The 25,354-nt window shown below is 71.3% G+C and carries 23 protein-coding genes and 2 pseudogenes; 16 read left to right on the top strand and 9 right to left on the bottom strand.

Annotated elements, in window-relative coordinates; genetic code table 11:
- Nucleotides 1-165: 165 nt before the first annotated feature.
- Nucleotides 166-933: pseudogene (locus ACZ6I3_RS04520) on the top strand (sirohydrochlorin chelatase); the annotation flags it as partial.
- A gap of 40 nt (nucleotides 934-973) precedes the next feature.
- On the top strand, nucleotides 974-2,029 hold the full coding sequence (gene cobC / locus ACZ6I3_RS04515; protein ID WP_469411582.1) for an Rv2231c family pyridoxal phosphate-dependent protein CobC: 1,056 nt from the start codon (nucleotides 974-976) through the stop codon (nucleotides 2,027-2,029).
- A gap of 36 nt (nucleotides 2,030-2,065) precedes the next feature.
- Here cobC and ACZ6I3_RS04510 read toward each other — a convergent pair whose 3' ends face one another.
- Both ACZ6I3_RS04510 and ACZ6I3_RS04505 read right to left on the bottom strand, forming a co-directional pair.
- The gene (locus tag ACZ6I3_RS04510) at nucleotides 2,066-2,989 is read right to left on the bottom strand and encodes an SCO1860 family LAETG-anchored protein (RefSeq protein WP_469411580.1); all 924 of its coding nucleotides are present in this window, start codon (nucleotides 2,987-2,989) and stop codon (nucleotides 2,066-2,068) included.
- Nucleotides 2,990-3,144: 155 nt separating this feature from the next.
- On the bottom strand, nucleotides 3,145-4,236 hold the full coding sequence (locus ACZ6I3_RS04505) for an amidohydrolase family protein (protein WP_469411577.1): 1,092 nt from the start codon (nucleotides 4,234-4,236) through the stop codon (nucleotides 3,145-3,147).
- 120 nt (nucleotides 4,237-4,356) lie between these two features.
- Between ACZ6I3_RS04505 and ACZ6I3_RS04500 the strand changes: the two genes are divergently transcribed.
- The 6 genes from ACZ6I3_RS04500 (at nucleotide 4,357) to thpD (ending at nucleotide 9,769) form a co-directional block, all read left to right on the top strand.
- Nucleotides 4,357-5,457, top strand: coding sequence for a pyridoxal-phosphate-dependent aminotransferase family protein (locus ACZ6I3_RS04500; RefSeq protein WP_469411575.1), 1,101 nt, complete (start codon nucleotides 4,357-4,359; stop codon nucleotides 5,455-5,457).
- A gap of 232 nt (nucleotides 5,458-5,689) precedes the next feature.
- The gene (locus ACZ6I3_RS04495; RefSeq protein WP_469411573.1) at nucleotides 5,690-6,229 is read left to right on the top strand and encodes a DinB family protein; all 540 of its coding nucleotides are present in this window, start codon (nucleotides 5,690-5,692) and stop codon (nucleotides 6,227-6,229) included.
- A 340-nt stretch (nucleotides 6,230-6,569) separates the two neighbouring features.
- Complete coding sequence (ectA, locus tag ACZ6I3_RS04490; RefSeq protein ID WP_189730324.1) at nucleotides 6,570-7,076, top strand: diaminobutyrate acetyltransferase; 507 nt, start codon at nucleotides 6,570-6,572, stop codon at nucleotides 7,074-7,076.
- Nucleotides 7,077-7,140: 64 nt separating this feature from the next.
- Entirely contained in the window at nucleotides 7,141-8,412 is a 1,272-nt protein-coding gene (gene ectB, locus ACZ6I3_RS04485; protein ID WP_184599671.1) for a diaminobutyrate--2-oxoglutarate transaminase, read from the top strand.
- 43 nt (nucleotides 8,413-8,455) lie between these two features.
- Nucleotides 8,456-8,854, top strand: coding sequence for an ectoine synthase (locus ACZ6I3_RS04480; protein WP_184599670.1), 399 nt, complete (start codon nucleotides 8,456-8,458; stop codon nucleotides 8,852-8,854).
- Nucleotides 8,855-8,860: 6 nt separating this feature from the next.
- The gene (gene thpD, locus ACZ6I3_RS04475) at nucleotides 8,861-9,769 is read left to right on the top strand and encodes an ectoine hydroxylase (RefSeq protein ID WP_469411570.1); all 909 of its coding nucleotides are present in this window, start codon (nucleotides 8,861-8,863) and stop codon (nucleotides 9,767-9,769) included.
- 74 nt (nucleotides 9,770-9,843) lie between these two features.
- Here thpD and ACZ6I3_RS04470 read toward each other — a convergent pair whose 3' ends face one another.
- The 5 genes from ACZ6I3_RS04470 to ACZ6I3_RS04450 all read right to left on the bottom strand — a co-directional run bounded on the left by ACZ6I3_RS04470 (nucleotide 9,844) and on the right by ACZ6I3_RS04450 (nucleotide 14,568).
- Entirely contained in the window at nucleotides 9,844-10,896 is a 1,053-nt protein-coding gene (locus ACZ6I3_RS04470) for an aminotransferase class V-fold PLP-dependent enzyme (RefSeq protein ID WP_469411568.1), read from the bottom strand.
- Between the two features lie 97 nt (nucleotides 10,897-10,993).
- Nucleotides 10,994-11,716, bottom strand: coding sequence for a DsbA family oxidoreductase (locus ACZ6I3_RS04465; protein ID WP_469411566.1), 723 nt, complete (start codon nucleotides 11,714-11,716; stop codon nucleotides 10,994-10,996).
- Nucleotides 11,717-11,790: 74 nt separating this feature from the next.
- Nucleotides 11,791-12,285, bottom strand: coding sequence for a GNAT family N-acetyltransferase (locus ACZ6I3_RS04460; RefSeq protein WP_469411564.1), 495 nt, complete (start codon nucleotides 12,283-12,285; stop codon nucleotides 11,791-11,793).
- A 46-nt stretch (nucleotides 12,286-12,331) separates the two neighbouring features.
- Nucleotides 12,332-12,940: a DUF1349 domain-containing protein gene (locus ACZ6I3_RS04455; protein WP_311124971.1), complete on the bottom strand. Its 609-nt coding sequence runs from the start codon at nucleotides 12,938-12,940 to the stop codon at nucleotides 12,332-12,334.
- A 98-nt stretch (nucleotides 12,941-13,038) separates the two neighbouring features.
- On the bottom strand, nucleotides 13,039-14,568 hold the full coding sequence (locus ACZ6I3_RS04450) for an aldehyde dehydrogenase (NADP(+)) (protein ID WP_469411561.1): 1,530 nt from the start codon (nucleotides 14,566-14,568) through the stop codon (nucleotides 13,039-13,041).
- A 150-nt stretch (nucleotides 14,569-14,718) separates the two neighbouring features.
- Here ACZ6I3_RS04450 and ACZ6I3_RS04445 point away from each other — a divergent pair, with 150 nt between their 5' ends.
- From ACZ6I3_RS04445 to ACZ6I3_RS04430, 4 genes and pseudogenes are all read left to right on the top strand, one after another.
- A complete protein-coding gene (locus ACZ6I3_RS04445) occupies nucleotides 14,719-15,492 on the top strand; it encodes an IclR family transcriptional regulator (RefSeq protein ID WP_189730338.1) in 774 nt (257 codons plus the stop codon).
- 3 nt (nucleotides 15,493-15,495) lie between these two features.
- Nucleotides 15,496-15,966 carry a GNAT family N-acetyltransferase gene (locus tag ACZ6I3_RS04440; protein ID WP_469411559.1) on the top strand — a complete coding sequence of 157 codons (471 nt, stop codon included), beginning with the start codon at nucleotides 15,496-15,498 and terminating at the stop codon, nucleotides 15,964-15,966.
- Nucleotides 15,967-16,166: 200 nt separating this feature from the next.
- A pseudogene (locus ACZ6I3_RS04435) lies at nucleotides 16,167-16,310 on the top strand (response regulator transcription factor); the annotation flags it as partial.
- A gap of 55 nt (nucleotides 16,311-16,365) precedes the next feature.
- Nucleotides 16,366-17,823, top strand: coding sequence for a peptidoglycan D,D-transpeptidase FtsI family protein (locus tag ACZ6I3_RS04430; protein ID WP_469411693.1), 1,458 nt, complete (start codon nucleotides 16,366-16,368; stop codon nucleotides 17,821-17,823).
- A 96-nt stretch (nucleotides 17,824-17,919) separates the two neighbouring features.
- Here the strand turns inward: ACZ6I3_RS04430 and ACZ6I3_RS04425 are convergent, their stop codons facing one another.
- On the bottom strand, nucleotides 17,920-19,377 hold the full coding sequence (locus ACZ6I3_RS04425) for an NCS2 family permease (protein ID WP_469411558.1): 1,458 nt from the start codon (nucleotides 19,375-19,377) through the stop codon (nucleotides 17,920-17,922).
- A 272-nt stretch (nucleotides 19,378-19,649) separates the two neighbouring features.
- Between ACZ6I3_RS04425 and ACZ6I3_RS04420 the strand changes: the two genes are divergently transcribed.
- The 4 genes from ACZ6I3_RS04420 (at nucleotide 19,650) to ACZ6I3_RS04405 (ending at nucleotide 23,831) form a co-directional block, all read left to right on the top strand.
- A complete protein-coding gene (locus ACZ6I3_RS04420; RefSeq protein WP_469411556.1) occupies nucleotides 19,650-20,255 on the top strand; it encodes a SigE family RNA polymerase sigma factor in 606 nt (201 codons plus the stop codon).
- On the top strand, nucleotides 20,252-21,130 hold the full coding sequence (locus tag ACZ6I3_RS04415; RefSeq protein WP_469411555.1) for a hypothetical protein: 879 nt from the start codon (nucleotides 20,252-20,254) through the stop codon (nucleotides 21,128-21,130). The genes ACZ6I3_RS04420 and ACZ6I3_RS04415 overlap by 4 nt, the downstream gene beginning before the upstream one ends.
- A 136-nt stretch (nucleotides 21,131-21,266) precedes the next feature.
- A complete protein-coding gene (locus ACZ6I3_RS04410; protein WP_469411553.1) occupies nucleotides 21,267-22,898 on the top strand; it encodes an alpha/beta hydrolase in 1,632 nt (543 codons plus the stop codon).
- A 99-nt stretch (nucleotides 22,899-22,997) separates the two neighbouring features.
- A complete protein-coding gene (locus ACZ6I3_RS04405; protein WP_469411551.1) occupies nucleotides 22,998-23,831 on the top strand; it encodes a pectate lyase in 834 nt (277 codons plus the stop codon).
- Between the two features lie 183 nt (nucleotides 23,832-24,014).
- Here ACZ6I3_RS04405 and ACZ6I3_RS04400 read toward each other — a convergent pair whose 3' ends face one another.
- Entirely contained in the window at nucleotides 24,015-25,169 is a 1,155-nt protein-coding gene (locus tag ACZ6I3_RS04400; RefSeq protein WP_469411550.1) for a right-handed parallel beta-helix repeat-containing protein, read from the bottom strand.
- Nucleotides 25,170-25,354: the final 185 nt, after the last annotated feature.

Below are 25,354 nucleotides of genomic sequence, written 5' to 3'. Positions count from 1 at the left end.
CGTCACCCGAAAGGGGACTCAGCTTCCATACGGGGTGCCCCCCCCCCCCCCCCCCGCCCCCCCCCCCCCCCCCCCCGAGCCGGGTTCCGGCCCGACCCGTCCGGCCGGGTCCGGGGCCGCGCTCAACGTCCCGCCGTACCACCCCACTTCCGTCGAGGAGCACCTGTGACCACCCCTCCCGCCCTGCTCGTCGCCGGCCAAGGCACCCGCGACGACACCGGATCCGAGGCGTTCCGCGCGTTCGTACGGGAGCTGGGGTCCCGACGCCCGGAACTGCCCGTCGCGGGCGGCTTCGTCGAGCTGTCGCGGCCGCCGCTGGGCGACGCCGTCACCGAGCTGGTGGAGCGGGGCGTACGGCACTTCACCGCCGTTCCGCTGATGCTGGGGCCCGCCGGTCACGCCCAGGGCGGCTTCCGGGCGGCCCTGGCCCGTGAGAAGGAACGGCACCCCGGGATCTCGTACACGTACGGGCCCCCGCTCGGCCCGCACCCGGCGCTGCTGGACGTGCTGGAACGGCGGCTGGACGAGGCGCTGGGCGGTACCGCCGGGCGCAGGCCGGGCGACCGGGCCGATGTGACGGTGCTGCTGGTGGGGCCCGGGTCCACGGACCCGGACGCCAACGCCGAGGTGCACCGGGCGGCGCGGCTGCTGTGGGAGGGCCGCGGGTACGCGGGGGTCGAGACGGCGTTCGCGTCGCTGGCGGCGCCGGACGTGCCGAACGGGCTCGACCGGTGCGTGCGGCTGGGGGCCCGTCGGATCGTGGTCCTGCCCTACTTCCTGTTCACCGGCGTCCAGCCGGACCGGGTGCGGCAGGCGACGGAGGGCTGGGCGGAGGCGTACCCCGGGATCGAGGTGCGCTCGGCCGGCGTCATCGGTCCGGAGCCGGAGCTGCTGGACCTGGTGTGGGAGCGCTACGAGGAGGCCGTCACGGGCCGCCACGCGGCCGGGCACCTCCACCGGGAGGCGGACTCGGATGCGCACTGAGAGCGGGCACGATCTGCGGCACCACGGGGACGCGGAGGTCCGGGACGACGGCGGCTCGCTCGTCGATCTGGCCGTGAATGTCCGGGCCGACACGCCTCCGGTGTGGCTGCGGGAGCACATCGCCGCGTCGCTGGGCGGGCTCGCGGCCTACCCCGACGGGCGGGCCGCACGCGCGGCGGTGGCGGACCGGCACGGGCTGCCGGCGGAGCGGGTGCTGCTGACTGCGGGCGCGGCGGAGGCGTTCGTGCTGCTGGCACGGGCGCTGAAGGTGCGGCGGCCGGTCGTCGTCCACCCGCAGTTCACGGAGCCGGAGGCGGCGCTGCGGGACGCGGGGCACACGGTCGACCGGGTGCTGCTGCGCGCCGAGGACGGCTTCCGGCTGGACCCGGCGGCCGTTCCCGAGGACGCGGACCTGGTGGTGATCGGCAACCCGACGAATCCGACGTCGGTGCTGCATCCGGCGGAGACGATCGCCGGGCTATCCCGTCCGGGGCGGGTGCTGGTCGTGGACGAGGCGTTCATGGACGCGGTGCCGGGCGAACGCGAGGCCCTGGCGGGCCGCGTCGACGTCCCCGGTCTGGTGGTGCTGCGCAGCCTGACCAAGACGTGGGGGCTGGCCGGGCTGCGGATCGGGTACGTGCTGGCGGCGCCGGAGACCATCGAGGACCTGGAGCGGGCGCAGCCGCTGTGGCCGGTGTCGACACCGGCGCTGGCCGCGGCGCGGGCGTGCGTGGGGCCCCGGGGCGTGGCCGAGGCGGCCCACGCCGCCCATCGCGTCGCTGCGGACCGCGCCCACCTGGTGGCGGGCCTCGCACGGTTCGCCCCGGCGGGGTTGCGGGTGGCCGGGCCGGCGCAGGGCCCGTTCCTCCTGATTCGCCTGCCGCACGCGGCGGCCGTCCGCCGGCGCCTGCGCGACCTCGGCTACGCCGTGCGCCGCGGCGACACGTTCCCCGGCCTGGACGAGGAGTGGCTGCGGCTGGCGGTACGGGACCGGACGACGACGGACGGGTTCCTGCGGGCGCTGGAGCGTGCGGTGACCGGCTGACGGTTCACCGTCACGCTCCGGGCACGGCCCGGGAGGTCAACCCCGGCGGCGGGCCAGGGCCACCGCTCCCCCGCCCACGGCGAGCAGGGCGATCGCGCCGCCCATGACGTACGGGGTCGTCGAGCTGCCGCCCGTCGCGGCCAGGCCCTCCTCGGCCGGTGCGCCCTGCGGCTCGAGCTCGGCGGGGGCGTCGGACGGCTCGGCGGAGGGCTCGGCCGGTGGCTGTGCGGCGGGCGCGGCCTTCGGTGTCTCGCAGGTCGCCTCGGCCAGGGTGAGCGTGCCGTTCACCTCGGCCACGTTCAGCTTCAACGGGTTGACGGACACCTTGAGTTCGAGGGCGGTGGCGGTCGCCGCGCGGGTCGTCGTCTCCGTCTCGCGGAGGTCCAGGCGTACGTCGCCGACGCCCGGCACCTTGACCTCCACCGGGCCGCCGGCGGTGAGGGTGACGCGCTTGCCGAGCACGGTCACCGAGCCGGGCAGGTCGGTCGTGGCGACGGGCTTCTTCCCGGCCTCGCAGACGGCCCTCGCGGTGACCTGCTCGATCTCGATGACCGACAGCAGCGGCAGGCCGGGGACATGGACGCGGGCCCGGGCCAGGGTGGTGCTCCCCTCGGCCTTCGTGGCGGTCGCGGTGGCTCTCGCCTCGGCCACGTCCGCGCGCAGCACGCTGAAGGGCTGTCCGCCGTTCACCCCGTCCAGGCGTGCGGTCAGGGCGGTCTTCTCGGCGCTCCGCGGGGCCTGGACCTCGTTGAGAGTGACGGCGAGCGGGGCCTCGACCGACTTGTTCAGCAGGGAGACGTCGAGGCCGGTGCGCAGGACGACGGCGCTCGCGCGGCCGTGATCGCCGGTGGCGTGCGCCGGGCTCACTCCGGTCAGTGCCACAGGCCCGGCGGCGAGGGCCGTGGCCGTCGCCACGGTCGCCAGACGGCGTGCGGGCATGCGGAAGGAAGTGCTGTTCACGGTGGGACTCCAGGAGAGGCAGGCTCGGGACCCGGAAAGACTCGCGCACCCGGCGTACGACGTCAGCGATCTGACGCCTCTTCACTCCAACGTGGCGATACCGTGGAAGTTTTCGAATCCCCCGGCACTGACGTTCCCCCGCGTCACCCGCTCGGCTACCCGACCACGCGCCCGTTCAGCACCACCCGGCGCGGCGCCGCCAGGACGCGTACGTCGGCCCGCGGGTCCTGGTCGTAGACGACCAGGTCGGCCGGGGCGCCCTCGTCCAGGCCGGGGCGGCCGAGCCAGCTGCGGGCCGTCCAGGTTCCGGCCGCCAGGGCGTCGAGGGGCGGGATGCCGGCGGTGACCAGTTCGGCGACCTCGGCCGCCGCCAGGCCGTGGGCGATGCTGCCGCCGGCGTCGGTGCCGACGAAGACGGGGATGCCCGCGTCCCAGGCGCCCCGGACGGTGTCGTAGCGGCGTTCGTGGAGCCGGCGCATATGGGCCGACCAGCGCGGGAACCGGGACTCCCCGCCGTCGGCGAGCTCCGGGAAGGTCGCGATGTTGACCAGGGTCGGCACGATGGCGACGCCCCGTTCGGCGAACAGCGGGATGAGGTCCTCGGTCAGGCCCGTCGCGTGCTCGATGCAGTCGATGCCCGCCTCGACGAGGTCCCGCAGGGAGTCCTCCGCGAAGCAGTGCGCGGTGACACGGGCGCCCAGGCGGTGGGCCTCGGCGATCGCCGCCTCCACCGCGCCCCGGGGCCAGCAGGCCGACAGATCGCCGAGGTCGCGGTCGATCCAGTCGCCGACCAGCTTGACCCAGCCGTCGCCCCGCCGGGCCTCCTGGGCGACGTAGGCCACCAGGTCCTCCGGCTCGACCTCCCAGGCGTAGTTGCGGATATAGCGGCGGGTGCGCGCGATGTGCCGCCCGGCGCGGATGATCTTCGGCAGGTCCTCGCGGTCGTCGATCCAGCGGGTGTCGGAGGGCGAACCCGCGTCGCGGATCAGCAGCGTGCCCGCGTCCCGGTCGGTCAGGGCCTGCTTCTCGGCGACGTCCTGGGGGACCGCGCCGTGCCGGTCGAGTCCCACGTGGCAGTGCGCGTCGACGAGGCCGGGCAGGGCCCAGCCCTTGACGGTGCGGATGTCGCGGGCGCCGGCGGGACGGTCGTAGGAGACGCGGCCGTCCACCACCCACAGTTCGTCGCGGACGTCCTCGGGCCCGACGAGCACCCGTCCCTTCACGTGCAGCACCGTGCGATCGCTCATGCACCGCACCCTAGTGAGCCGCGGACCTCACCTGCGAGGGGGGACGTACCCGCCGGATACCCTCGATGCCGTCGGCCCCGTGAAGACGCCGCCCGCCCCGTGAATGAAGAGAGCCCCACCGTGACGCACCCGTTTCTGGACCTGACCCCGCTCGGCGCGGACCACTTCGCCGCGATCGAGGACCGTGTGGCGCGGCTGCTGAGCACCGAGCAGGACGTCGTGATCACGCAGGGCGAGGCGCTGCTGCCCCTGGAGGGCGCGATCCGTGCGACGGCCGGTCCGGGGACGACGGCGCTGAACGTCATCACCGGCCCGTACGGGCAGACCTTCGGCGACTGGCTGCGGGACTGCGGTGCCACGGTGGTCGACCTGGCGGTCCCCTTCCACACGGCGGTCACGGCCGAGCAGATCCGGCAGGCCTTCGCCGAGCACCCGGAGATCGACTTCGTGTCCCTGGTGCACGCGGAGGCGGCGACCGGGAACACCAACCCGGTCGCGGAGATCGGCGAGGTGGCGCGGGCGCACGGGGCGCTGTTCTACCTGGACGCGGTGGCGTCGATCGGTGCCGAGCCGGTGCTGACGGACGCGTGGGGCGTGGACCTGTGCGTGATCGGGGCGCAGAAGGCGATGGGCGGTCCCGCCGGTGTCTCGGCGGTGTCGGTGAGCGAGCGGGCCTGGGCCCGGATGGCGGCGAACCCGCGGGCGCCGCGCCGGTCGTATCTGTCGCTCCTCGACTGGAAGGAGCGGTGGATCGACGGCGGCCGCAAGGCGCTGCCGCACGCTCCGGCGCAGTTGGAGATGCTGGCGCTCGAGGCGTGCGTGGAGCGGATCGAGGCGGCGGGGCTCGATGCCGTGATGGCCCGGCACGCCTCCGCCGCGGCGGCCACGCGGGCCGGGGCGGTCGCGCTCGGTGGCGGACTGGAACCGTATGTGTACGAGGCCCGGGACGCGGCGCCCGTCGCCACGACGCTCCGGGCGCCGTCCGGGGTGGTGGCGTCGGAGCTGGTGGCCACGGCCCTGAAGTCGGACCCGGCCTTGCCGGTCGCCGCCGGCGGGGGTGCGCTGGCCAAGGAGATGATCCGGGTCAACCACTACGGGGCGGACGCGACGCCGGGTGCGGTGCGGGCGAGTCTGGCGGCGCTGGGGGGCGCGCTCTCCGCGCAGGGGCTGCGGGTGGATGTGGAGGGCGCGCTGCGGGCCGTCGAGGAGGCGTTGAGGTAGTCGTCGGCCGGGGTTCTCAGTTCCTCGCCCCCGCCGCCCCTTCCCGTCCCTGCCTCCAGGGGCTCCGCCCCTTCGACCCCGCTGGGGGCTGCGCCCCCCCAGACCCCCGCTTCGGCCGGACGGCCTCGTCCTCAAGCGCCGGACGGGCTGAGTGGCGCCGGGCGGGCTGAAAGACGCCGTTCGGCGCCAGTGGCGATGGAGCGATGTCAGTGGCCCCTGCCATGCTCACCGTATGACCACCGACACATCCGCCGAACACACCCCGGTCCTCCCCGACGGCCGTCCCGTGCCGTACCTCAGCGGGGACGAGCGGGCCATGCTCGAGAGCTGGCTGGACTTTCACCGGGCCACGCTGGCGCTGAAGTGCGCGGATCTTGACGACGCGCAGGTGCGGATCGCGTCGGCCGAGCCGTCCTCGCTGACGCTGCTCGGGCTGGTGCAACACCTCGCCGAGGTCGAGCGGAACTGGTTCCAGCGGGTGACCGCCGGTCTCGACGCCCCGCCACTGTTCGAGGACCCGACCGGTTACACGCTGCATCCGGGGCGCGGTCTCGACGAGGCGCTGGGGATCTGGCGGCGGGAGGTCGCGCGCGGGCGGGAGCTGTGCTCGGGGCTGCCGCTGGACCACGTCGGGCGGGTCGCCGAGGGGCCGGTCCCGGGGATGGAAGTCAGTCTGCGGTGGGTGCTGATTCACATGATCGAGGAGTACGCACGGCACAACGGTCACGCCGATCTCCTGCGAGAACGTATCGACGGAGTGACCGGGGCCTGAATTACACGTGCTATCCGCAACATCCCGCATGTAAGCTGGCACACATATTAAGAATTCATCAACGAACAGCTTCCCGTATTCTTCTGCCCGCTTTCTTCGGTCCTAAACCCAGAGATTCTGGGGACACTCCGCGAGGAAATTCAGGCAGATCTCGTGGGGATTACATGGCTGTGACGCGTTACACACAGTGACCACTTCGCCCGATATTTCCAGGGCAATACCGGACATCTCGCCGCCTGCACACCCAAAGACTCGCGCCCGCGCGATAACACAGTCACGGCTCATGCGCGACCCCGTCCGGCGATGCGATTTTGAATTTCTCTGGGTAAATTCAATAGACATGACTGCCGTACAAGCGGACCCGCAAATCGACCGACCCACCGTGGCCGACGGAGCCGCACTGTGGCGGATGGCGAAGGACTCGAAGGTTCTGGACCTGAACTCGTCCTACAGCTATCTGCTGTGGTGCCGCGACTTCGCGGCGACGTCGGCCGTGGCGCGTGACGAGCACGGCGAACCGATGGGCTTCATCACCGGGTACGTGCGACCGGACAGCCCGCGCACCCTGCTGGTCTGGCAGGTGGCCGTGGACGAGGCGCACCGCGGGCGCGGGCTGGCCGCCACGCTGCTCGACGGTCTGGCCGCCCGGACCGTGGCCGACCTCGGGGTGACGACGGTGGAGACCACCATCACTCCGGGCAACACCGCCTCGGAGCGCCTGTTCACATCGTTCGCCGAGCGTCACGGCGCCCGGCTGGAGCGCGAGGTGCTCTTCGACACGGCCGTGTTCCCCGACGGGCCGCACGACCCCGAGGTCCTGTACCGCATCGGCCCGCTGCCCCACTGACTTTCCCGTCCCACCCCCACCCCCACCCCGCAGACTTTCCCCACGTACCGAGGAGCGATTCGTCGTGACCATTACCCAGCCCGACCTGAGTGTCTTCGAGACCGTTGAGTCCGAGGTACGCAGCTACTGCCGCGGCTGGCCCACCGTCTTCGACCGCGCCGTGGGCAGCCGTATGTACGACGAGGACGGCCATGAGTACCTCGACTTCTTCGCCGGAGCGGGGTCACTGAACTACGGGCACAACAACCCGGTCCTGAAACGCGCCCTGATCGACTACCTGGAGCGTGACGGCGTCACGCACGGGCTCGACATGTCGACCACCGCCAAGCGCACGTTCCTGGAGGCCTTCCAGAACCTGCTGCTGCGGCCGCGTGACCTGCCCTACAAGGTCATGTTCCCGGGCCCGACCGGCACCAACGCCGTGGAGGCCGCGCTGAAGCTGGCGCGGAAGGTGAAGGGGCGCGAGTCGATCGTGTCCTTCACCAACGCCTTCCACGGCATGTCGCTGGGCTCGCTGGCCGTGACCGGCAACGCCTTCAAGCGGGCCGGCGCCGGTATCCCGCTGGTGCACGGCACGCCCATGCCGTTCGACAACTACTTCGACGGCACGGTCGAGGACTTCCTGTGGTTCGAGCGACTGCTGGAGGACCAGGGCTCCGGCCTCAACAAGCCGGCCGCCGTGATCGTCGAGACCGTGCAGGGCGAGGGCGGCATCAACGTGGCCCGGCCCGAGTGGCTGCGTGCCCTGTCCGAGCTGTGCGAGCGGCAGGACATGCTGCTGATCGTCGACGACATCCAGATGGGCTGCGGCCGTACCGGCGCCTTCTTCTCCTTCGAGGAGGCGGGCATCGTGCCGGACATCGTCACCGTCTCCAAGTCGATCAGCGGCTACGGCATGCCCATGTCGCTGTGCCTGTTCAAGCCGGAGCTCGACGTCTGGGAGCCCGGCGAGCACAACGGCACGTTCCGCGGCAACAACCCCGCGTTCGTCACGGCCACCGCGACCCTGGAGACGTACTGGGCCGACGGTTCCGCGATGGAGAAGCAGACCCGCAAGCGCGGCGAGCAGGTCGAGCAGGCGCTGATCTCCATCACCGAGGAGAACCTGGCCGACGTCAAGGAGTACCGGGGCCGCGGCCTGGTGTGGGGCCTGGAGTTCCACGACAAGGAGCGCGCAGGCAAGGTCGCCAAGCGTGCCTTCGAGCTCGGGCTGCTGATCGAGACGTCCGGCCCCGAGAGCGAGGTCGTCAAGATGCTCCCCGCCCTCACCATCACCCCCGAAGAGCTGGACGAGGGCCTGCGGACGCTGGCCCGCGCCGTCCGAGAGACCGCCTGACACACCAACCGAGCATTACTCACCTAGGAGGCATCGCAGCACCGTGATTGTCCGTTCGTTCAAGGAGATCGAAGGTACCGACCGGCATGTGAAGTCGGCGTCCGGTACGTGGGAGAGCAAGCGCATCGTCCTCGCCAAGGAGAAGGTGGGCTTCTCCCTGCATGAGACGGTCCTGTACGCGGGTACGGAGACGTCGATGTGGTACGCGAACCACATTGAGGCCGTTGTCTGCGTGGAGGGCGAGGCCGAGCTGACCGACCACGAGACCGGAAAGTCGTACACGATCACGCCCGGCACCATGTACCTCCTGGACGGGCACGAGAAGCACACGTTGCGGATCAAGCAGGACTTCCGCTGCCTCTGCGTCTTCAACCCGCCTGTCACCGGACGGGAGGACCACGACGAGAACGGCGTTTACCCGCTGCTCACCGAGGAGGTGTGACGTTTCATGACCGCCACCTACGACACCACCACCGGTATGCCGGACCTCTATCCGAGTCGTGGGGCCGCCGAGGTGCTGACGCCGCGCCAGGACCCGGTCGTCTGGGGCGCGCCCGACGCCCCGGGCCCGGTGGCGCCGGCCGACCTGCTGTCGTTCGAGCGTGACGGCTTCCTCGCCATCGAGGAGCTGATCACCGAGGACGAGGTCGCGGTCTACCGGAACGAGCTGAACCGGCTGGTGCACGACCCGGACATGCGGGCCGACCAGCGGTCGATCGTCGAGCCGCAGTCCAAGGAGATCCGCACGGTCTTCGAGGTGCACAAGCTCAGCGAGGTGTTCGCCAGGCTGGTGCGCGACGAGCGGGTCGTCGGCAGGGCGCGGCAGATCCTCGGCTCGGACGTCTACGTCCACCAGTCGCGGATCAACGTCAAGCCGGGTTTCGGGGCCAGTGGCTTCTACTGGCACTCGGACTTCGAGACGTGGCACGCCGAGGACGGTCTGCCGCGGATGCGCACGGTGTCGGTCTCGATCGCGCTGACCGAGAACTACGACACCAACGGCGGGCTCATGATCATGCCGGGGTCGCACAAGACGTTCCTCGGGTGCTCGGGAGAGACGCCGAAGGACAACTACAAGAAGTCGCTGCAGATGCAGGACGCGGGCACGCCCTCGGACGAGGCGCTGAGCCAGTTCGCCTCGCAGCACGGCATCAAGTTGTTCACGGGCAAGGCCGGTTCGGCGACCTGGTTCGACTGCAACGCCATGCACGGTTCCGGCGACAACATCACGCCGTTCCCGCGCAGCAACGTGTTCATCGTGTTCAACAGCGTGGAGAACACGGCGGTCGAGCCGTTCGCGGCGCCGGTCCGGCGACCCGAGTTCATCGGAGCCCGGGAGTTCACGCCGGTGCGGTGACGTGCGGTGACGCCCCTTTGAGCACCGGGCCGGGCCTCCTCGTGTGGGACGGGAGGTCCGGCCCGGTCATGTCCTCAGCCGGACAGGACGTCCAGGAGACGGTCGACGTCCGCCGGCGTGTTGTAGAGGTGGAACGCGGCCCGCAGATTGCCGGCCCGGTCGGACACCTCGATCCCCGCCCGGCTCAGCTCGCCCTGCCGGTGGCCGAGCCCCGGCACGGACACGATCGCCGAGCCCGGCGCGGACACCGGCGCGTGGCCCAGCCCGTCGACCCCGGCACGGAAGCGGTCCGCCAGCGCGAGGTCGTGGGCGTGCACGGCGTCGACGCCGAGTTCCTCGATCAGCGCCAGTGAGGCGCGCAGCCCGGCGTAGGTGAACAGGGCCGGGCTGATGTCGAACCGCCGTGCGGACCGGGCGAGTTGCTCGACGGGGCCGTAGCAGCTGTCCCAGGGGACCTCGCCGGCGGCCCAGCCGGCGAGCAGCGGAGTGAGCCCGCCGAAGTCCCGCGGGGCGACGAAGAACGAGGCCCCGTGCGGCCCCATGAGCCATTTGAAGCCGACGGCGGCGAGGAAGTCGTCCGCGTCACCGTCCATGGGCAGCCAGCCGGCCGACTGCGAGGCGTCGACGTAGGTGCGGGCCCCGTGCGCCCGGGCCGCCTCGCGCACGGCCGGCAGATCGGCGAGCCGTCCGTCGGCGGACTGGGCGGTGCTGACCGCGACGAGCGCGGTCCCGGGGCGGACGGACTCGGCGAGCCGCTCCAGGGGCACGGCGCGCACCTTGAGGTCGCCGCGCACATGGAACGGGTTCACCAGGGACGCGAAGTCACCCTCCGCCGTGAGGACTTCGGCGCCCGCGGGCAGCGAGGCGGCGATCAGCCCGCCGTACTCGGCGACCGAGGCCCCGGTCGCGACACGCTCCGCCGGCACTCCGGCGAGCCGGGCGAAGGACGCGCGGGCGGCCTCCACGTCCTCGTACAGGGGACCCAGGGGCGTGCCCTCGGCACGCATCCGCACCGCCTGGTGCAGGGCGGTGACGGTACGGGCGGGCAGGAGCCCGTTGCTCGCGGTGTTGAGGTAGGTCTGCTTCGGGGTGAACTCGGCACGGACGAGGTTCTCGAAGGTCTCCATGGGACCACTCTGCGTCCCCGGGGAACGCCCCGTCCATTGCCGATATCTGCGTGATGCCGCCAAGCAGCGCTTATGAGTACGCCCCGACCTGCGGGTTTCAGTGCTGGGGCACCGCACAGCCGTCCGGGCCACACGCGTCCGCGCCGTCGGTGGGGCCGCCCTCGACGATCTTCAGCGGCGCGGGCTCGCCGAACGCCTGCGTCAGGGCCTGGGCGAAGACCTCGGCGGGCTGGGCGCCGGAGACGCCGTACTTCCGGTCGAGCACGAAGAACGGCACACCGTTCGCGCCGAGCTGCGCGGCCTCCCGCTCGTCGGCCCGGACCTCGGAGGCGTACGCCTCCGGGTCGGCGAGCACCTCTCGGGCGGCGTCCGCGTCGAGCCCGGCGGCCACGGCGAGCTCCACGAGCCGCTCGTCCTCGCCGAAGACCGAGCGCTCCTCGGCGAAGTTGGCCCGGTACAGCGCGTCGAGCAGCTGCTCCTGGCGGCCGTGTTCCTTGGCGAGGTGGAGCAGGCGGTGCATGTCGAAGGTGCTGCCGTGGTCGCGGCCCCGGGTGCGGTAGTCGAGACCCTCGGCGGCGGCCTGCGCGCCCAGGTTGTCCTCGCCCGCCTCGGCCTGCGCGGCGCTCATCCCGTACTTCCTGGTGAGCATGGTGATCACGGGCTGGATGTCGTCCTTGGCGCGGCCCGGGTCCAGCTCGAAGGAGCGGTGCACGACCTCGACCTCGTCGCGGTGCGGGAAGTCCCGCAGCGCCTTCTCGAAGCGGGCCTTGCCCACGTAGCACCAGGGGCAGGCGATGTCGCTCCAGATCTCGACGCGCATGTCTCGGCTCTCTCCAGCTCGTACGGGTACGGAGACTCCCTCCGCCGAGTGCATGAACGTTCAAGCAGGAGGGTTCATTCCCCGGCCAGGGCGAACCACATCCGCAGATGGTGCTCGCCCTGCCCGGCCGGCTCCGGCACCCATCCCTGGCGCCGGTAGAACCCCTGCGCCCGCCGGTTGTCCACGTGCACGTCCAGGGCGGCCGCCCGCTTGCCGTCGGCCTGCCACTCCTCGACGCAGGCGGTGTGCAGGGCGGCCCCGACACCACGGCGCCAGTGCTCGGGATCGACGTGGAACTGGAACAGCTTCACCGTGTCCGCCGGGGCGTCCCCGGGGGTGCGGAAGGAGGCCAGGCCGATGATGCGGCCCGCCTCCACGACGCACAGCACGCGGCCGTCCGGCCGTGCGACGGCGGTGCGCCAGGTGGCGGTCCAGTCGGTGCCGTCCTGCGGCAGCCCGTCGGGGTAGTACGTCGCCCGGGCCCGCGCGTGCAGCGCGACGATGTCCGCCACCTCGGCGGGCAGCACGGTGCGGATCACACGGTCTGGGGTCACTCGGTCCCTGATCATGGAACGGAGGACGCGCCCGGCCGGAGCGCCGGTTCCCCGGCGGGCCTCAGCTGCCGTCCCGCAGGTCCTTCGGCCAGTTCGGGCGGAACTCGATGTGGTCGTACGTCACCACGCAGCCCTCGCCCATCGGGGACTGGGTCATGAAGCCGACCAGGGCCGCGCCCGTCTCCTTCTCCTCGCCCAGGGTGAAGAGGCGGACGAAGGTCCAGTGTTCGCCGTCCCGGGAGGCGTGGAAGCCGAAGGCCCGGCCGGTGCGGCTCACCCGCAGCCAGACGGAACTGCCCTCCACGGTGAAGGAGTTGGCGTCGTCCGAGTGGCCCCGGGTGACGACCGTGCAGACGGTGGGGACGTCCGGGGAGTACTCCAGGCAGAGCTTCGCCCAGGCCCGCTCCCCGACATGCACGTAGAGCACGCCCGCGTCGAAGGCCGCACCGAACCCCACCGTGACCCGGGCGATCAGCTGGAAGTCCCCTTCGGGCGCCCCGAGCAGCCGAGGCGCGTCGGCGGCGGGGTCCAGCCCCTCACCGGTGGGCGGCACGAACCGGTCCTGCCGGGGCCCGGCCCACCCGGAGAGCACACCGTCCTCATACGACCAGTGGCCATCAGGCCCATACGTACGCAGCCCGAAAGGAAGTTCGGAGAGTTCCAGATCCATCCAACCAACTCTTCCAGGTCACACCGCAAGGGGCGCGGGGAACTGCGCGATCAACCACAACGAACCGGCAGCCCGCAACTCACCGCACCCCTACGGCGCTACCGCTCCAGACGCCCGTTGAACCGCCGAGGCAGCCCCAGCGGGTTCTCGTCCCGCAGTTCCGCGGGCAGCAAAGCAGACGGCGCGTTCTGATACGCCACCGGCCGCAGCCACCGCTCGATCGCCGTACCACCCACCGACGTGGACGTCGAGGTCGTAGCCGGGTAAGGCCCCCCGTGATGCTGCGCGGGCGCGACCGCCACACCCGTCGGCCACCCATTGACCAGCACACGCCCGGCCAGCGGCGTCAGCTCCGCCAGGATCTCGGAACCCCGGCCCTCCCCCGCGGCCTCCTCCTCGGAGAGCTGCACCGTCGCCGTGAGATTCCCCGGCAGCCGCGACAGCACCGCCTTCACCTCGGCGTCGTCCTCGTAGCGGGCCACCACGGTGACCGGCCCGAAGCACTCCTCCAGGAGCAGGTCGTGCTCGCCCTCCGCGGCCAGCCGGCTCGCCGGGACGGTGAGGAAGCCCGCGCTGACGGTGTGGTCGCCGCCCGAGCCGGGCGTGACCGGGGACTCCACGTCGGCCAGCCGCGCGCGCTCGGCGACACCGGCGACGAAGTTGTCGCGCATGCGGTGGTCGAGCAGGACTCCGGCGTCGGTGTCGCTGACGGCGTCGGTCAGGGACTTCAGCAGCGCGTCACCGGCGGCGCCGGCGGGGGCGAGGACGAGGCCCGGCTTCACACAGAACTGGCCGACGCCCAGCGTCATCGAACCGGCGAGGCCCGCGCCGATCGCCTCGGCGCGCTCGGCGGCCGCGGCCTCGGTGACCACGACCGGGTTCAGGGAGCCCAGCTCGCCGTGGAAGGGGATCGGGACGGGGCGGGCGGCCGCCGCGTCGAAGAGGGCCCGGCCGCCGCGCACCGAGCCGGTGAAGCCGGCCGCCGCGACCAGCGGGTGCTTGATCAGCTCGACGCCCGCCTCGAAGCCGTGCACAAGACCGACGACGCCCTCGGGGATGCCGTGCCGGGCGGCGGCCCGGCGCAGCACCACGGCGACGTACTCGGACAGCGCCGGGTGGTCCGGGTGGGACTTGACGACGACCGGGCAGCCGGCGGCGAGGGCGCTCGCGGTGTCGCCGCCCGCGACCGAGAAGGCGAAGGGGAAGTTCGACGCCGAGTAGACGGCGACGACGCCCAGCGGCACCTTGTAGCGGCGCAGGTCCGGGATCGGCGGGGTCGCGGTGTCGTCGGGGTGGTTGATGACGACGTCGAGGAAGGCGCCCTCGTCGACTATGTCGGCGAAGGCCCGCAGCTGGAAGCAGGTGCGGGCGAGTTCGCCGGTCAGCCGGACCGGGCCGAGCGCGGACTCGGCGTCGGCGGTCTCGACGAGACCGTCCTTGGCCGCCTGCAGCTCGTCGGCGGCGGTGCGCAGGAAGGCCGAGCGGACGGCGCGGTCGGCGAGTGCGCCCCGCGCCTCGTCCGCGGCCCGGACGGCGGCGTCCACCTCCTGGGCTGTGGCCTCCACCGCAACCTGCTCGCGCTGCTTCCCGGTTCGGGGGTCGACACTCCAGACTGGTGCTGCTGCCACCGCGGGTCCCTCCACATTCGTTGCCGCATGCAATGCCGCAGTATGTACGTCATCACCAGGGATGTTCGATATACTGAACGCTGTCTCTGATGATGAATGCTGTCGGAGACTATAACTCCAGCATCTCGTCGAACGAAGGGGTCACAGGCGATGTCGGCAGGCGAGACAGGCGGCGGTGCGCAGGTCAAGAGCGCGGTGCGGACCGTGGAACTGCTGGAGTACTTCGCCGGCCGGCCCGGAATGCACTCCCTCGCGGCGGTCCAGGAGGCCGTCGGGTATCCCAAGTCCAGCCTGTACATGCTGCTGCGCACCCTGGTCGAGCTGGGCTGGGTGGAGACGGACGCGACGGGCACGCGGTACGGCATCGGCGTCCGGGCCCTGTTGGTCGGCACGTCGTACATCGACGGCGACGAGGTGGTCGCGTCGGCCCGCCCGACGCTGGACCGGCTCTCGGACGACACCACGGAGACCATCCACCTGGCCCGCCTGGACGGCACGAACGTCGTCTACCTCGCCACCCGTCAGTCGCAGCACTATCTGCGCCCCTTCACCCGGGTCGGCCGGCGTCTGCCCGCGCACTCCACGTCCCTCGGCAAGGCGCTGCTGAGCACGTACTCGGACGAGCAGGTCCGCAAGATGCTCCCGGAGACGCTGCCCGCGCTGACCGAGCACACGATCACCGACCGGGAGAAGCTCATCGAGGAGCTGCACCAGGTGCGGGAGCAGGGCTTCGCCGTGGACCGCGAGGAGAACACGCTGGGGCTGCGCTGCTTCGGCGTGGCGATCCCGTACCGCACTCCGGCGCGGGACGCGATCAGCTGCTCGGTGCCGGTGGCCCGGCTGACGCCGGCGCACGAACAGCTGGTGAAGGACGCGCTGTTCGACGCACGGGACCGGCTGACACTGGCCACCCGTAGGCTCTGAGGCATGAACGTCGAGCTGCGCGAGATCCACGACAGCGATCTGCCGGTCTTCTTCCGGCAGATGAACGACCCCGAGGCGCTGCACATGGCCGCCTTCACCCCCAAGGACCCCGCCGACCGGGACGCCTTCGACGCGCACTGGGCCAGGATCCGCTCCTCGTCCGCCGTGGTCCGCACGGTGCTGGCGGACGGTGACGTGGTCGGCAGCGCGGCGGTGTACGGGGAGCCGGGCGAGCGCGAGGTGACGTACTGGGTCGACCGCGCGTACTGGGGCAAGGGCATCGCGACCGACGCTCTGCGGGCGCTGGTGGCGGAGGTGGACGAGCGTCCCCTCTACGCGCGGGCGGCTTCGGACAACGTGGGGTCGCTGCGCGTCCTGGAGAAGTGCGGGTTCCGTGCCGTGGCGGCGGCCAGGGGGTACGCCCGGGCCCGGGATGCCGAGATCGACGAGACGGTGCTGATCCTGGAGGGCTGAGCGACCTCCCGTCGCGGCCGTCGCTGTCCTCTCCTGTCTGCCGTGCCTCGGGCTCAAGGCCGCCTGGATCGCCAGAAGTCACATCGGCATCCCCGAGGGGAGCGCCCTGCTCGACGACCGATCCGGCATGGCCGTGATCAACGGTCTGTCCGTGCTGCTGGACGAGCCGCCCCGGATCGTGGTCGTGACGACCTTCGAGAAACGCGGAGATCGCCCGCCGGATGGAGGTCGGCCCCGCCACGGTGAAGTCGCACGTGGCGGCGGTCCTGGCCAAGACGGGCACCCGGGACCGTACGCAGGCGGTCATCGCGGCGTACGAGGCGGGCTTTCTTAACGCCCCATGAGAAAACGGGACGGGTGGGAACGATCCGCCCCTCCTGGTTCGTCCTCATGTTCGGGATGAACAAGACGATCAGGCGCGCATCGGTCTTCGCGCTGCTCCTTGTGTTCGCTCTGCTGGTCAGGGCGACCTGGGTGCAGTTCTACGACGGCCAGGCGCTCGCAGACGACAAGGACAACCGGCGGAACGCCATCGAGACGTACTCGGCGCCGCTCGGGAACATCATCGTGGGCGGCCGGTCCGTCACCGGCTCGACCTCGACGAAGACAGGCGACCTCAAGTACAAGCGCACGTACACGGACGGCGAGCGGTACGCGGCGGTGACGGGCTACGCCTCGCAGGCGTACGCGCCGACCCAGCTGGAGGGCATCTACACCGACCTCCTGAACGGCACGGACAACCGTCTGAAGTCCGTGATGGACACCGTCACCAACCAGCGGGCCGAACCGGGCAACGTGGTCACCACGATCGACCCGGGCGTGCAGAAGGCGGCGATCGACGCGCTCGGCGACAAGAAGGGCGGCGCCGTCGCCATCGACCCGAAGACCGGGAAACTCCTGGCGGTCGTGTCGACCCCGTCGTACGACCCGTCGTCACTGACGGACGCCAACACGGCGGGGGTGGCCTGGAAGAAGCTCACCAAGGACCCGGAGAAGCCGCTGACCAACCGCGCGCTGCGGCAGCCGCTGCCGCCCGGCTCGACGTTCAAGCTGGTCGTGGCGGCGGCGGCGCTGGAGGACGGGCTGTACGACTCGGTGGACGACAAGACCGACAGCCCGGACCCGTACACGCTGCCGGGCACCAGCAAGGAACTGTCGAACGAGAACCCGAGCGCGCCCTGCACGGACGCCACGATCCGCACGGCGCTGCAGTACTCGTGCAACAACGTCTTCGCGAAGATGGCCGTCCAGCTGGGCCAGGACAAGGTGAAGGCGATGGCCGAGAAGTTCGGCTTCAACGACGACGAGCTGGATGTGCCGGTCCGGGCCTACACGAGCGTGTACCCGTCGGACATGTACCCGTCGCAGACGGCCCTGACGGGCATCGGCCAGTTCGATGTCACCGCGACCCCGTTGCAGATGGCCATGGTGTCGGCGGCCATCGCCAACGGCGGCAAGCTGGTCTCGCCGCACATGGTTTCGCAGATCACCAACAGCGGCGGTGATGTGCTGGAGGACTACGACGACGAGGCGGACTCGAAGGAGATCGTCAGTTCCTCGACGGCCGAGCAGTTGCAGTCGGCGATGCAGACGGTGGTGAACAAGGGCACCGGCTCGAACGCCCGGATCGCGGGCGCGACGGTCGGCGGCAAGACGGGCACCGCCCAGCACGGCGAGAACAACAGCCAGGTGCCGTACGCCTGGTTCACCTCGTACGGCAAGTCCGACTCGTCGGGCAAGGAGGTCGCCGTGGCGGTCATGGTCGAGCAGTCGAACGCCGCCCGCTCGGAGGTCAGCGGCAACGGCCTGGCGGCGCCGGTCGCCAAGGCGATGATGGAAGCGGCGCTGAAGGACTGAACCTCTGACTGAACCTTCGCCGTACGAAAGCCGTCTCTACAGACAGATGGGCCGCCCCCTTCCCCCCGGGGGCGGCCCTTCGCCTTGCCCCAGGCCCTACTTGGCTCCGAGCAGCTGCTCGATGGGGTCGATCGCGAAGTACACGACGAACAGCGCCGAGGTGCCCCACAACAGCCAGTGGACCTCCTTGGCCTTGCCGAGCACGGTCTTGATGACGACGTAGGCGAGGAAGCCGGCGCCGATGCCGTTGGTGATGGAGTAGGTGAAGGGCATCACGGCGATGGTGAGGAACGCGGGGATGGCGATGTCGTAGCGGTCCCAGTCGATGTGCTTGACCTGGGTCATCATCAGGAAGCCGACGGCGACCAGGGCCGGGGCGGCCGCCTGCAGCGGGACGATGGTGAGCAGCGGGGTCAGGAACAGCGCGAGGGCGAACATGCCGCCGGTGACGAGGTTGGAGAAGCCGGTGCGCGAGCCCTCGCCGACGCCGGCCGCCGACTCGATGTAGGAGGTCGCCGAGGAGGCCGAGGCCGCGCCGCCCGCGACCGCCGCGGCACCGTCGATCAGCAGCACCCGGCCGAGGTTCGGGACCTTGCCCTCCTCGTCCAGCAGGCCCGCCTCGGCGCTGACGCCGACGACCGTGCCCATGGTGTCGAAGAAGTCGGACAGGATCAGGGTGAAGATCAGCAGGACGACCGTGATGACACCGACGCCGGGGGCGCTGAACGCGCCGAAGAGGTCGAAGTCGCCGATGAGTCCGAAGTCGGGGGTGTCGACGAGGTTGCCGGGCCAGGAGGGTGTGGTCAGGCCCCAGGTCTTGATGTCGGCGAGGGAGTTGATCACGATCGCCACCGCCGTCATGCCGACGATGCTGATCAGGATGGCGCCCTTGACCTTGCGGGCGAGCAGGCCGATCGTCAGCAGCAGGCCGAGACAGAAGACGAGCATCGGCCAGCCGGTGAGGGTGCCGGTGCCGCCCAGCTGAACGGGCACGGTGGTGTTCGCGGCGTCCGGGATGCGGGTGACGAACCCGGCGTCGACGAAGCCGATGAAGGCGATGAACAGGCCGATGCCGACGCTGATCGCCTGCTTGAGCGGCTGGGGTATGGCGTGCATGACGGCCTCGCGCAGACCGGTCACCACCAGCACGCAGATCAGCAGGCCTTCGAGAACGATCAGGCCCATGGCGTCGTCCCAGCTCATCAGCGGGGCGATCTGGAAGGCCACCACGGCGTTCAGGCCGAGTCCGGCGGCGAGCGCGAGGGGCAGATTGCCGCCCACGCCCATGATGATCGTCATGACCGCGGCCACCAGGGCGGTGGCGGTGGTGAGTTGGACGGCGTCCAGCTGGTGCCCGAACTTGTCCTTCGCGCTGCCCAGGATGATGGGATTCAGGACAAGGATGTAGGCCATCGTGAAGAACGTGGCGAAGCCGCCGCGGATCTCACGGCCGAAGGTGGACCCCCGCTCGGAGATCTTGAAGAACCGGTCGACGCTGTTCACCGCTGGTGGTGCGGCGTCGGACCGGTCGGCCACCTTCTGCGATTCGGACATGACGAGTGCTCCTTGATGCCTGGGTGATCGGTGTGCGGGTGCTGGCTGGATTTTCCTCGCGTTGAACCACGTTCAGGTTTTCTTCGTGTTACGGAATCGAAGTCCGGCCCGCCATACGTTGTTCGAAGCTCCGTACGAACCATCCTGACGAACGCTGCTACGCTTCCCGATCTCGTCCGGGCCTCCCCCGGATGATCACATGTCATCTACATGACACGCACAGGCGCCCCCGCCCCGGGAGTGCCCGAAGCCGCTGCGAGGAGAGGTCGCCCGTGGGCACAGTCGTCGACGACGCCGCCTCCGTGGAGTTCCACGCCTTCTTCGAGCGCCATTACGCCGAACTGTCCCGCCTGGCCTACCTGTTGACGGGCGAGTCGGACACCGCCGACGATCTGGCGGCGGACGCGTTACTGGCGCTGTGGCACCGCTGGGACCGGGTGCGCGCCGCCGACCATCCGGCGGCGTACGCCCGCGGTGTGGTCGCCAATCTGGCCCGCACCCGCATCCGCAGCGCCGTGCGCGAGCGGCGGCGCGTCGCCCTGTTCTGGTCGCAGCGCGAGGAGAACATCGAGAACCCGGACGTCGCGGGCGTCGTCGACGTCCAAGAAGCTTTGCGCAGGCTGCCGTTCCGCAAGCGGGTCTGTGTGGTGCTGCGGCACGCCTTCGACCTGTCGGAGAAGGACACCGCGCTCGCCCTCGGCGTCTCGGTGGGTACGGTGAAGAGCCAGACCTCGAAGGGAATGGCCGAACTGCAGCGGTTGCTGGGCACCAAGGGAGTGCCGCAGCGCATGCACGCGGCGGTGGGGGCGCCCCGTTGCTCACCCGCCGTGGAGGGCTTGCGGGCGCGCACCGGTGAGGGCGGAGGGAGGGACCGATGACCATGCGGCGGGACGTGCACGAGGAGCTGCGCGCCCGGCTGCACGAGGCGGCCGGGGGGCACGAGCCCGACCGGGAGAGCATCCTGGCCCGGGTCGAGCGCGGCATGGCCGGTCCGGCCGTGTCCGCCCACCGGGCGACGCGTCCGCCGGTGTTCGGCTGGATGCGGGTCGCCGGTGCGACGGCTGCGGTGGCGGGCGTGCTGGCGGTGGGCGGTTACGCGGTCGCCTCCGCGGTGAAGGACGAGGCCGCCCCGCCGCAGCAGGAGGTGGCGACGTCGCCGACGCCCACGCCCACGCCGTCGCCGGAGGCGACGAGCCGGGCCCCCGTGCCACCGGTGGACCCCACGCCGACCTCCTCGCCGGAGCGCCGCGAGTCCGCCCCGCCGCCCTCCGGGAAGCCGAGCGCCTCCGTGACCGCGCGGCCGCCCGCCGCCACCGAGGACGGGCCGCTGTGGTCGGACGGCTCGGTCGACCCGCACAGCAACGACTTCTGGGCACAGAGCAACATCACGATCAAGACCCGCGAGGAACTGACCGCGCTGACCGTGCGGTTGCGTGTCGCCCAGAGCGGCGGGGTCTCCGACGCGGGCGCCTGGCGGTCACTGCCCGAGAACGACTTCACTCTCACGGTGGGCGAGCGGGACGGCTCCCTCGTCTACACCTGGACCCTCAAGGAGGGCCGCAAGGTCCCGGCGGGCGAGTGGGTGTTCGCGGGCCAGTTCGACCATGACCGCGGGGGGCGTGACGCGGGCAAGGACCGCTACACGGTGACGGCCGCCGCCGGGTCGGACCGACTCTCGGTGGGCGGCGGTTTCGCGGCCGTGGACGACGAGGGCGACACGGACGCCGCGGACGACGCCGGGGGCGACTCGTAGGTCGCCCGTTCGGCCGTTCGGCCATTCGGCCTCGGCCGGCTCGCGCGGGGCACCGGGCCGGGGTGCCGTGGACAAGGACGCGGGCCGGCCTCCAGCGCGTACGGGCGCCGGGCTCACGGCCGTGGAGGAAGCGACCATGCACATATCCGGACCGAGGGTGAGCCGACGGCGTGGCGCCGTGGTCGTCGCCGCGCTGGTGACCTGCTCGACCGTGCTGACCGGGCAGCACCTCGCCGTGGCCGGGGGCGGGCCCGCGCCCTCGGGGCCGGCCCCGAGGCTGGACTGGAGACCCTGCGTCCAGGGCAGCCCGTACGACTGCGCGACCGCGAAGGTGCCCCTGGACTACGACGACCCGGGCGGCCGCACCATCGACCTGGCCGTCGTCAGGCGGCAGGCGACCGGCCCCGGCCGGCGCGTCGGCAGCCTGTTCTTCAACCCGGGCGGACCCGGCGGCCCGGGAACGGTCCAGATGCCGCAGAACTACGAGAAGTTCCCGCGCGAGGTGCGTGAGCGGTTCGACATCGTCAGCTGGGACCCGCGCGGCATCGGCAACAGCACCGCCGTGAACTGCTTCGGAAGCCCGGAGGCCGCCGCCGAATGGGCCGGCGGCCACGCCGTGGGCTTCCCGGTGGGCGCGCGGGAGCGGGCGACCTGGATCGAGGCGTACAAGGATCTGAGCCGGCGCTGCGAGCGGCGGAACCCCGAGCTCCTGCGCCATGTGTCCACCGCCGAAACCGCCCGCGACCTCGACGGGCTCCGCCGGGCGGTGGGGGACTCGCAGCTCACCTACCTCGGCATCTCCTACGGCACGTTCCTGGGCGCCACCTACGCCAACCTGTATCCGGAAAGGGTCCGCGCTCTGGTGCTGGACAGCAACTGGGACCCGCAGGCCTGGACGAACCGCGGTTCCGACGACGCCCGGCTCCCGACATTCCTGCGCCTGGGCTCCGACCGCAGCGCGGCGTCCACCATCGACAAGTTCCTGGAACTGTGCGGGTCCACGGGCACCGACCGCTGCGCCTTCTCCGCGGGCAGCCCGAAGGCGACCCGGAGCAAGTTCGACCGGCTGCTGGGGCGGCTGAGGGAGGAGCCGGTGGGTTCGTACACCTACTCCGCCACCGTCTCCGACGTGGTGAACAGCCTCTACATCGTCCACCCGGGGTGGACGGAACTCGCCGGCCGGCTGCAGGACCTGTGGCGGGGCCGCACCCCTCAGCCGCCCACGCCGCCGCCCGCGCCGCCGGTGCCGAACCCGAGTCCGTACACGGGCGAGGAACAGGGCGCCGCCGTGTTCTGCGGCGACAGCCCCAATCCGCGTGACCCCGAGGCCTACCACTCCTTCGAGGAGGACAGCGCCGCCCGCACGGGGGTCGCCGGACGCTTCTGGACGTGGGCCTCCGAGGGCTGCGCCACCTGGCCCGCGGTCGCCGCCGACCGCTACCGCGGCCCGTGGAACAGGCCGACGGCACACCCCATCCTGGTCGTCGGCACGATCTACGACCCCTCCACGCCCTACACGGCCGCGAAGGCCATGGCCGCCGAACTGGCCGACGCCCGGCTGCTCACCAACGACGGGTACGGGCACACGGCGCTGCTCAACCCCAGCAGGTGCGTCCAGGACCACGAGAGCCGCTACCTCATCGACGGCACCCTGCCGCCCGTCGGAACGACCTGCCGGCAGGACACGCCTCCCTTCGGCACGCCCGAGCCGAACGGCGGCATCGCCACGGGCGGCGGCTGGCTGGCCGGCGACGCCGACCGGGTCTGACGGACGCGCGTGAAAAAGATCTGAAGACGCGGCAACCCTTTCCTCACCGGTGACGACCACAACGCGCAAAGAGTCACCCCCCATTCGAGGAATCGGTACATGACTGCACCAGCAGAACAGCGCGTCCGCCATCGCCGCCGGGTCACCAAGCGGCGGGCGGTGATCGCCGGACTGTCGGCGTTCGGCATCGCGGGAGCGGCCATCGTCACCACGTCGATGCTCTCCACCGCCAGCGCCGCGTCCTCCTGGCCCGCCGAAAAGGGCAGCGAGCCCGTGTCGAAGACCATCCCGGTCTCCGGTGTCCGCGACGGCGGGATGAAGAGGTTCTACGGCAGCGGCGCGCTGGGCGACGACAGCCAGACCGAGGGCCAGAAGCCTCTCTTCGAGCTGGCCGACGGCGCCACGCTGAAGAACGTCATCATCGGCACCCCGGCCGCGGACGGCGTGCACTGCAAGGGCAGTTGCACGCTGCAGAACGTGTGGTGGCTGGACGTCGGCGAGGACGCGGCCAGCTTCAAGGGCAAGTCCGCCTCGGCGGTGTACAAGGTGATCGGCGGCGGCGCGAAGAACGCCGACGACAAGGTGCTGCAGTTCAACGGCGCCGGCACGCTGAACGTCTCGGGCTTCCAGGTGCAGAACGCCGGCAAGCTGGTCCGTTCCTGCGGCAACTGCGGGACGCAGTACAAGCGCACGGTCGTGCTCAATGACATCGACGTCACGGCGCCGATGAACTCGATCGTCGGCGTGAACGAGAACTACGGCGACACGGCCACGCTGTCGAAGATCCGCATCCACGGCGACAGCAAGAAGAAGATCAAGACGTGTGTGCGCTTCAAGGGCAACAACACGGGCAAGGAGCCGACCGAGCTGAAGCCGCCGGGCCCGGACGGCAAGAGCTGCAAGTTCAAGGCCTCCGACATCAGCTACCAGTGAGGCTCGCCCCCAGGTGACCCCGGCCGGCCCTGGTCCCCCCTTGGGCCGACCGGTTGCCGACCTTCCGGAGCCCCCCTCCGGACGGTCGGCCGGTACTGGCCGAGCCCCCCTCGGCCAGTCGGCAGGACGCCCCCGCCGGTTCGCACCGGCGGGGGCGTCGGCATGTGCGGACGTGACAGCCGGCTAGTCCATCGTCGAGCCGATGGTCGTGGAACCGGTCGTCAGGAACGTCGTCGCGGGCAGGGATCCGTCCGCTTTGCGTGCCCCGTACGCGCCGGCCGCGTCCGTCGACCTGAAGGGCGGGGTGGCGACGCCGCTGTCCCAGTTGTTGCCGGCGGAGACCGTCGAGGAACCCCGCTTCACGGGGCCGCCCTTGTCCTTGACCGCGAGGTTCTTGCCGAGGCGGGCCTTGCCGGTGGCGAAGTAGAAGCCGCTTTGGGCGTTGGCGTAGGCGGTGTTGCGGTTCAGGGCGATGGCGCCGGTGTTGGAGTTCTCGGTGAAGCCGTGCAGCGTGTTGTCCCAGGCCGCGTTGTTGTTGACGACGTGGGCGACGGAGGCTCCCCCGCCGCCGAGTTTGAAGCCGTTGCCGTTGCCCTCGAAGGCCGGGTCGTTCCAGCGGTTCTTCCCGTTGCCGAAGGCCCAGGAGTGCTCGAGGGTGACCGGCGAGGAGAACTGCCAGAGGTCGAGGCCGTCGTCGGAGTTGTTGTACAGCCGGGCGCCGGTGATCCGGTTGCCCGTCCCGGAGCCGAACTTCACGGCGATGCCGTCGGCGTTCTGACCGTGTCCTGCCGGGTCGTAGTTGCCGTGGCTGTCCAGGTTCTGCACGAGGTTGCCGGTGGTGCCGTCGCCGCGCAGGGTGAAGCCGGAGTCGCCGTTGTCGGCGGTGACCAGGTTCCTGAACACGCCGCCGGCCGAGGAGGTGGCGACGAAGCCCTGGGCCGGGGCGTTGACGAAGGCCAGGTCCTGGACGGTCCAGTAGTCGCCGTAGAGGCCGGCCAGCCAGGAGCCCGCGGGCAGCTTGGAGCCGTCGATCCGCACCTTCTCGCTGCCGTACGGGCGCAGGGTGATGCGTGCCGAACTCGTGCCGTTCGCCGTGGACTTGAGGGTGGCGGCCGGGTAGTAGGTGCCGCCGCGGACCTGGATGACGGTGCCGGCGGTGGCGTTCTTCACGGCCGCTTCGAGCTGGGCGGCGGTGGAGACGGTGACCGCGGCCGAGGCGGCCTGCGCGCCACCGCTCGACAGCCCGAGGTAGACGCCGCCCGCCCCCGCGGCCACGGCCACGGCGGCGGCGATGGTGAGCGTACGGGTCCTGCGGTGGCGTCCGGTGCTGAGCAGCACGGAGCGTTCCTTTCCTGGGGAATGAGGGGCGGAAACGGTTCGGAGGGGCCCGCCCCGATCCGTTTCCGCCCAGCAGTCGCCGCCGCGCCGGGAAAGGGTTGCCGCCGTCACGTGCACAGGTGTGCCCGGGGGCCGAAACTTTCGAAAACCACCGGCCTCATGCACACCCGTTGACGCGCTGCCCC

It is taken from the genome of Streptomyces sp. NPDC041940 (genome assembly GCF_055589465.1).
The sequence above is the reverse complement of the archived record's forward strand: the minus strand, read 5'-3'. Positions and strand labels throughout refer to the sequence as shown.

Excerpts from the sequence above, each read along its gene's own strand:
- ACZ6I3_RS04425 (WP_469411558.1), bottom strand. The coding sequence starts at position 19,377 with ATGTCCGAATCGCAGAAGGTGGCCGACCGGTCCGACGCCGCACCACCA.
- thpD (WP_469411570.1), top strand. The coding sequence starts at position 8,861 with ATGACCGCCACCTACGACACCACCACCGGTATGCCGGACCTCTATCCG.
- ACZ6I3_RS04410 (WP_469411553.1), top strand. The coding sequence starts at position 21,267 with ATGCACATATCCGGACCGAGGGTGAGCCGACGGCGTGGCGCCGTGGTC.
- ACZ6I3_RS04460 (WP_469411564.1), bottom strand. The coding sequence starts at position 12,285 with ATGATCAGGGACCGAGTGACCCCAGACCGTGTGATCCGCACCGTGCTG.
- ACZ6I3_RS04445 (WP_189730338.1), top strand. The coding sequence starts at position 14,719 with ATGTCGGCAGGCGAGACAGGCGGCGGTGCGCAGGTCAAGAGCGCGGTG.
- ACZ6I3_RS04430 (WP_469411693.1), top strand. The coding sequence starts at position 16,366 with ATGAACAAGACGATCAGGCGCGCATCGGTCTTCGCGCTGCTCCTTGTG.
- ACZ6I3_RS04495 (WP_469411573.1), top strand. The coding sequence starts at position 5,690 with ATGACCACCGACACATCCGCCGAACACACCCCGGTCCTCCCCGACGGC.
- ectA (WP_189730324.1), top strand. The coding sequence starts at position 6,570 with ATGACTGCCGTACAAGCGGACCCGCAAATCGACCGACCCACCGTGGCC.
- ACZ6I3_RS04455 (WP_311124971.1), bottom strand. The coding sequence starts at position 12,940 with ATGGATCTGGAACTCTCCGAACTTCCTTTCGGGCTGCGTACGTATGGG.
- cobC (WP_469411582.1), top strand. The coding sequence starts at position 974 with ATGCGCACTGAGAGCGGGCACGATCTGCGGCACCACGGGGACGCGGAG.
- ACZ6I3_RS04415 (WP_469411555.1), top strand. The coding sequence starts at position 20,252 with ATGACCATGCGGCGGGACGTGCACGAGGAGCTGCGCGCCCGGCTGCAC.
- ACZ6I3_RS04505 (WP_469411577.1), bottom strand. The coding sequence starts at position 4,236 with ATGAGCGATCGCACGGTGCTGCACGTGAAGGGACGGGTGCTCGTCGGG.
- ACZ6I3_RS04465 (WP_469411566.1), bottom strand. The coding sequence starts at position 11,716 with ATGCGCGTCGAGATCTGGAGCGACATCGCCTGCCCCTGGTGCTACGTG.
- ACZ6I3_RS04405 (WP_469411551.1), top strand. The coding sequence starts at position 22,998 with ATGACTGCACCAGCAGAACAGCGCGTCCGCCATCGCCGCCGGGTCACC.
- ACZ6I3_RS04440 (WP_469411559.1), top strand. The coding sequence starts at position 15,496 with ATGAACGTCGAGCTGCGCGAGATCCACGACAGCGATCTGCCGGTCTTC.
- ACZ6I3_RS04470 (WP_469411568.1), bottom strand. The coding sequence starts at position 10,896 with ATGGAGACCTTCGAGAACCTCGTCCGTGCCGAGTTCACCCCGAAGCAG.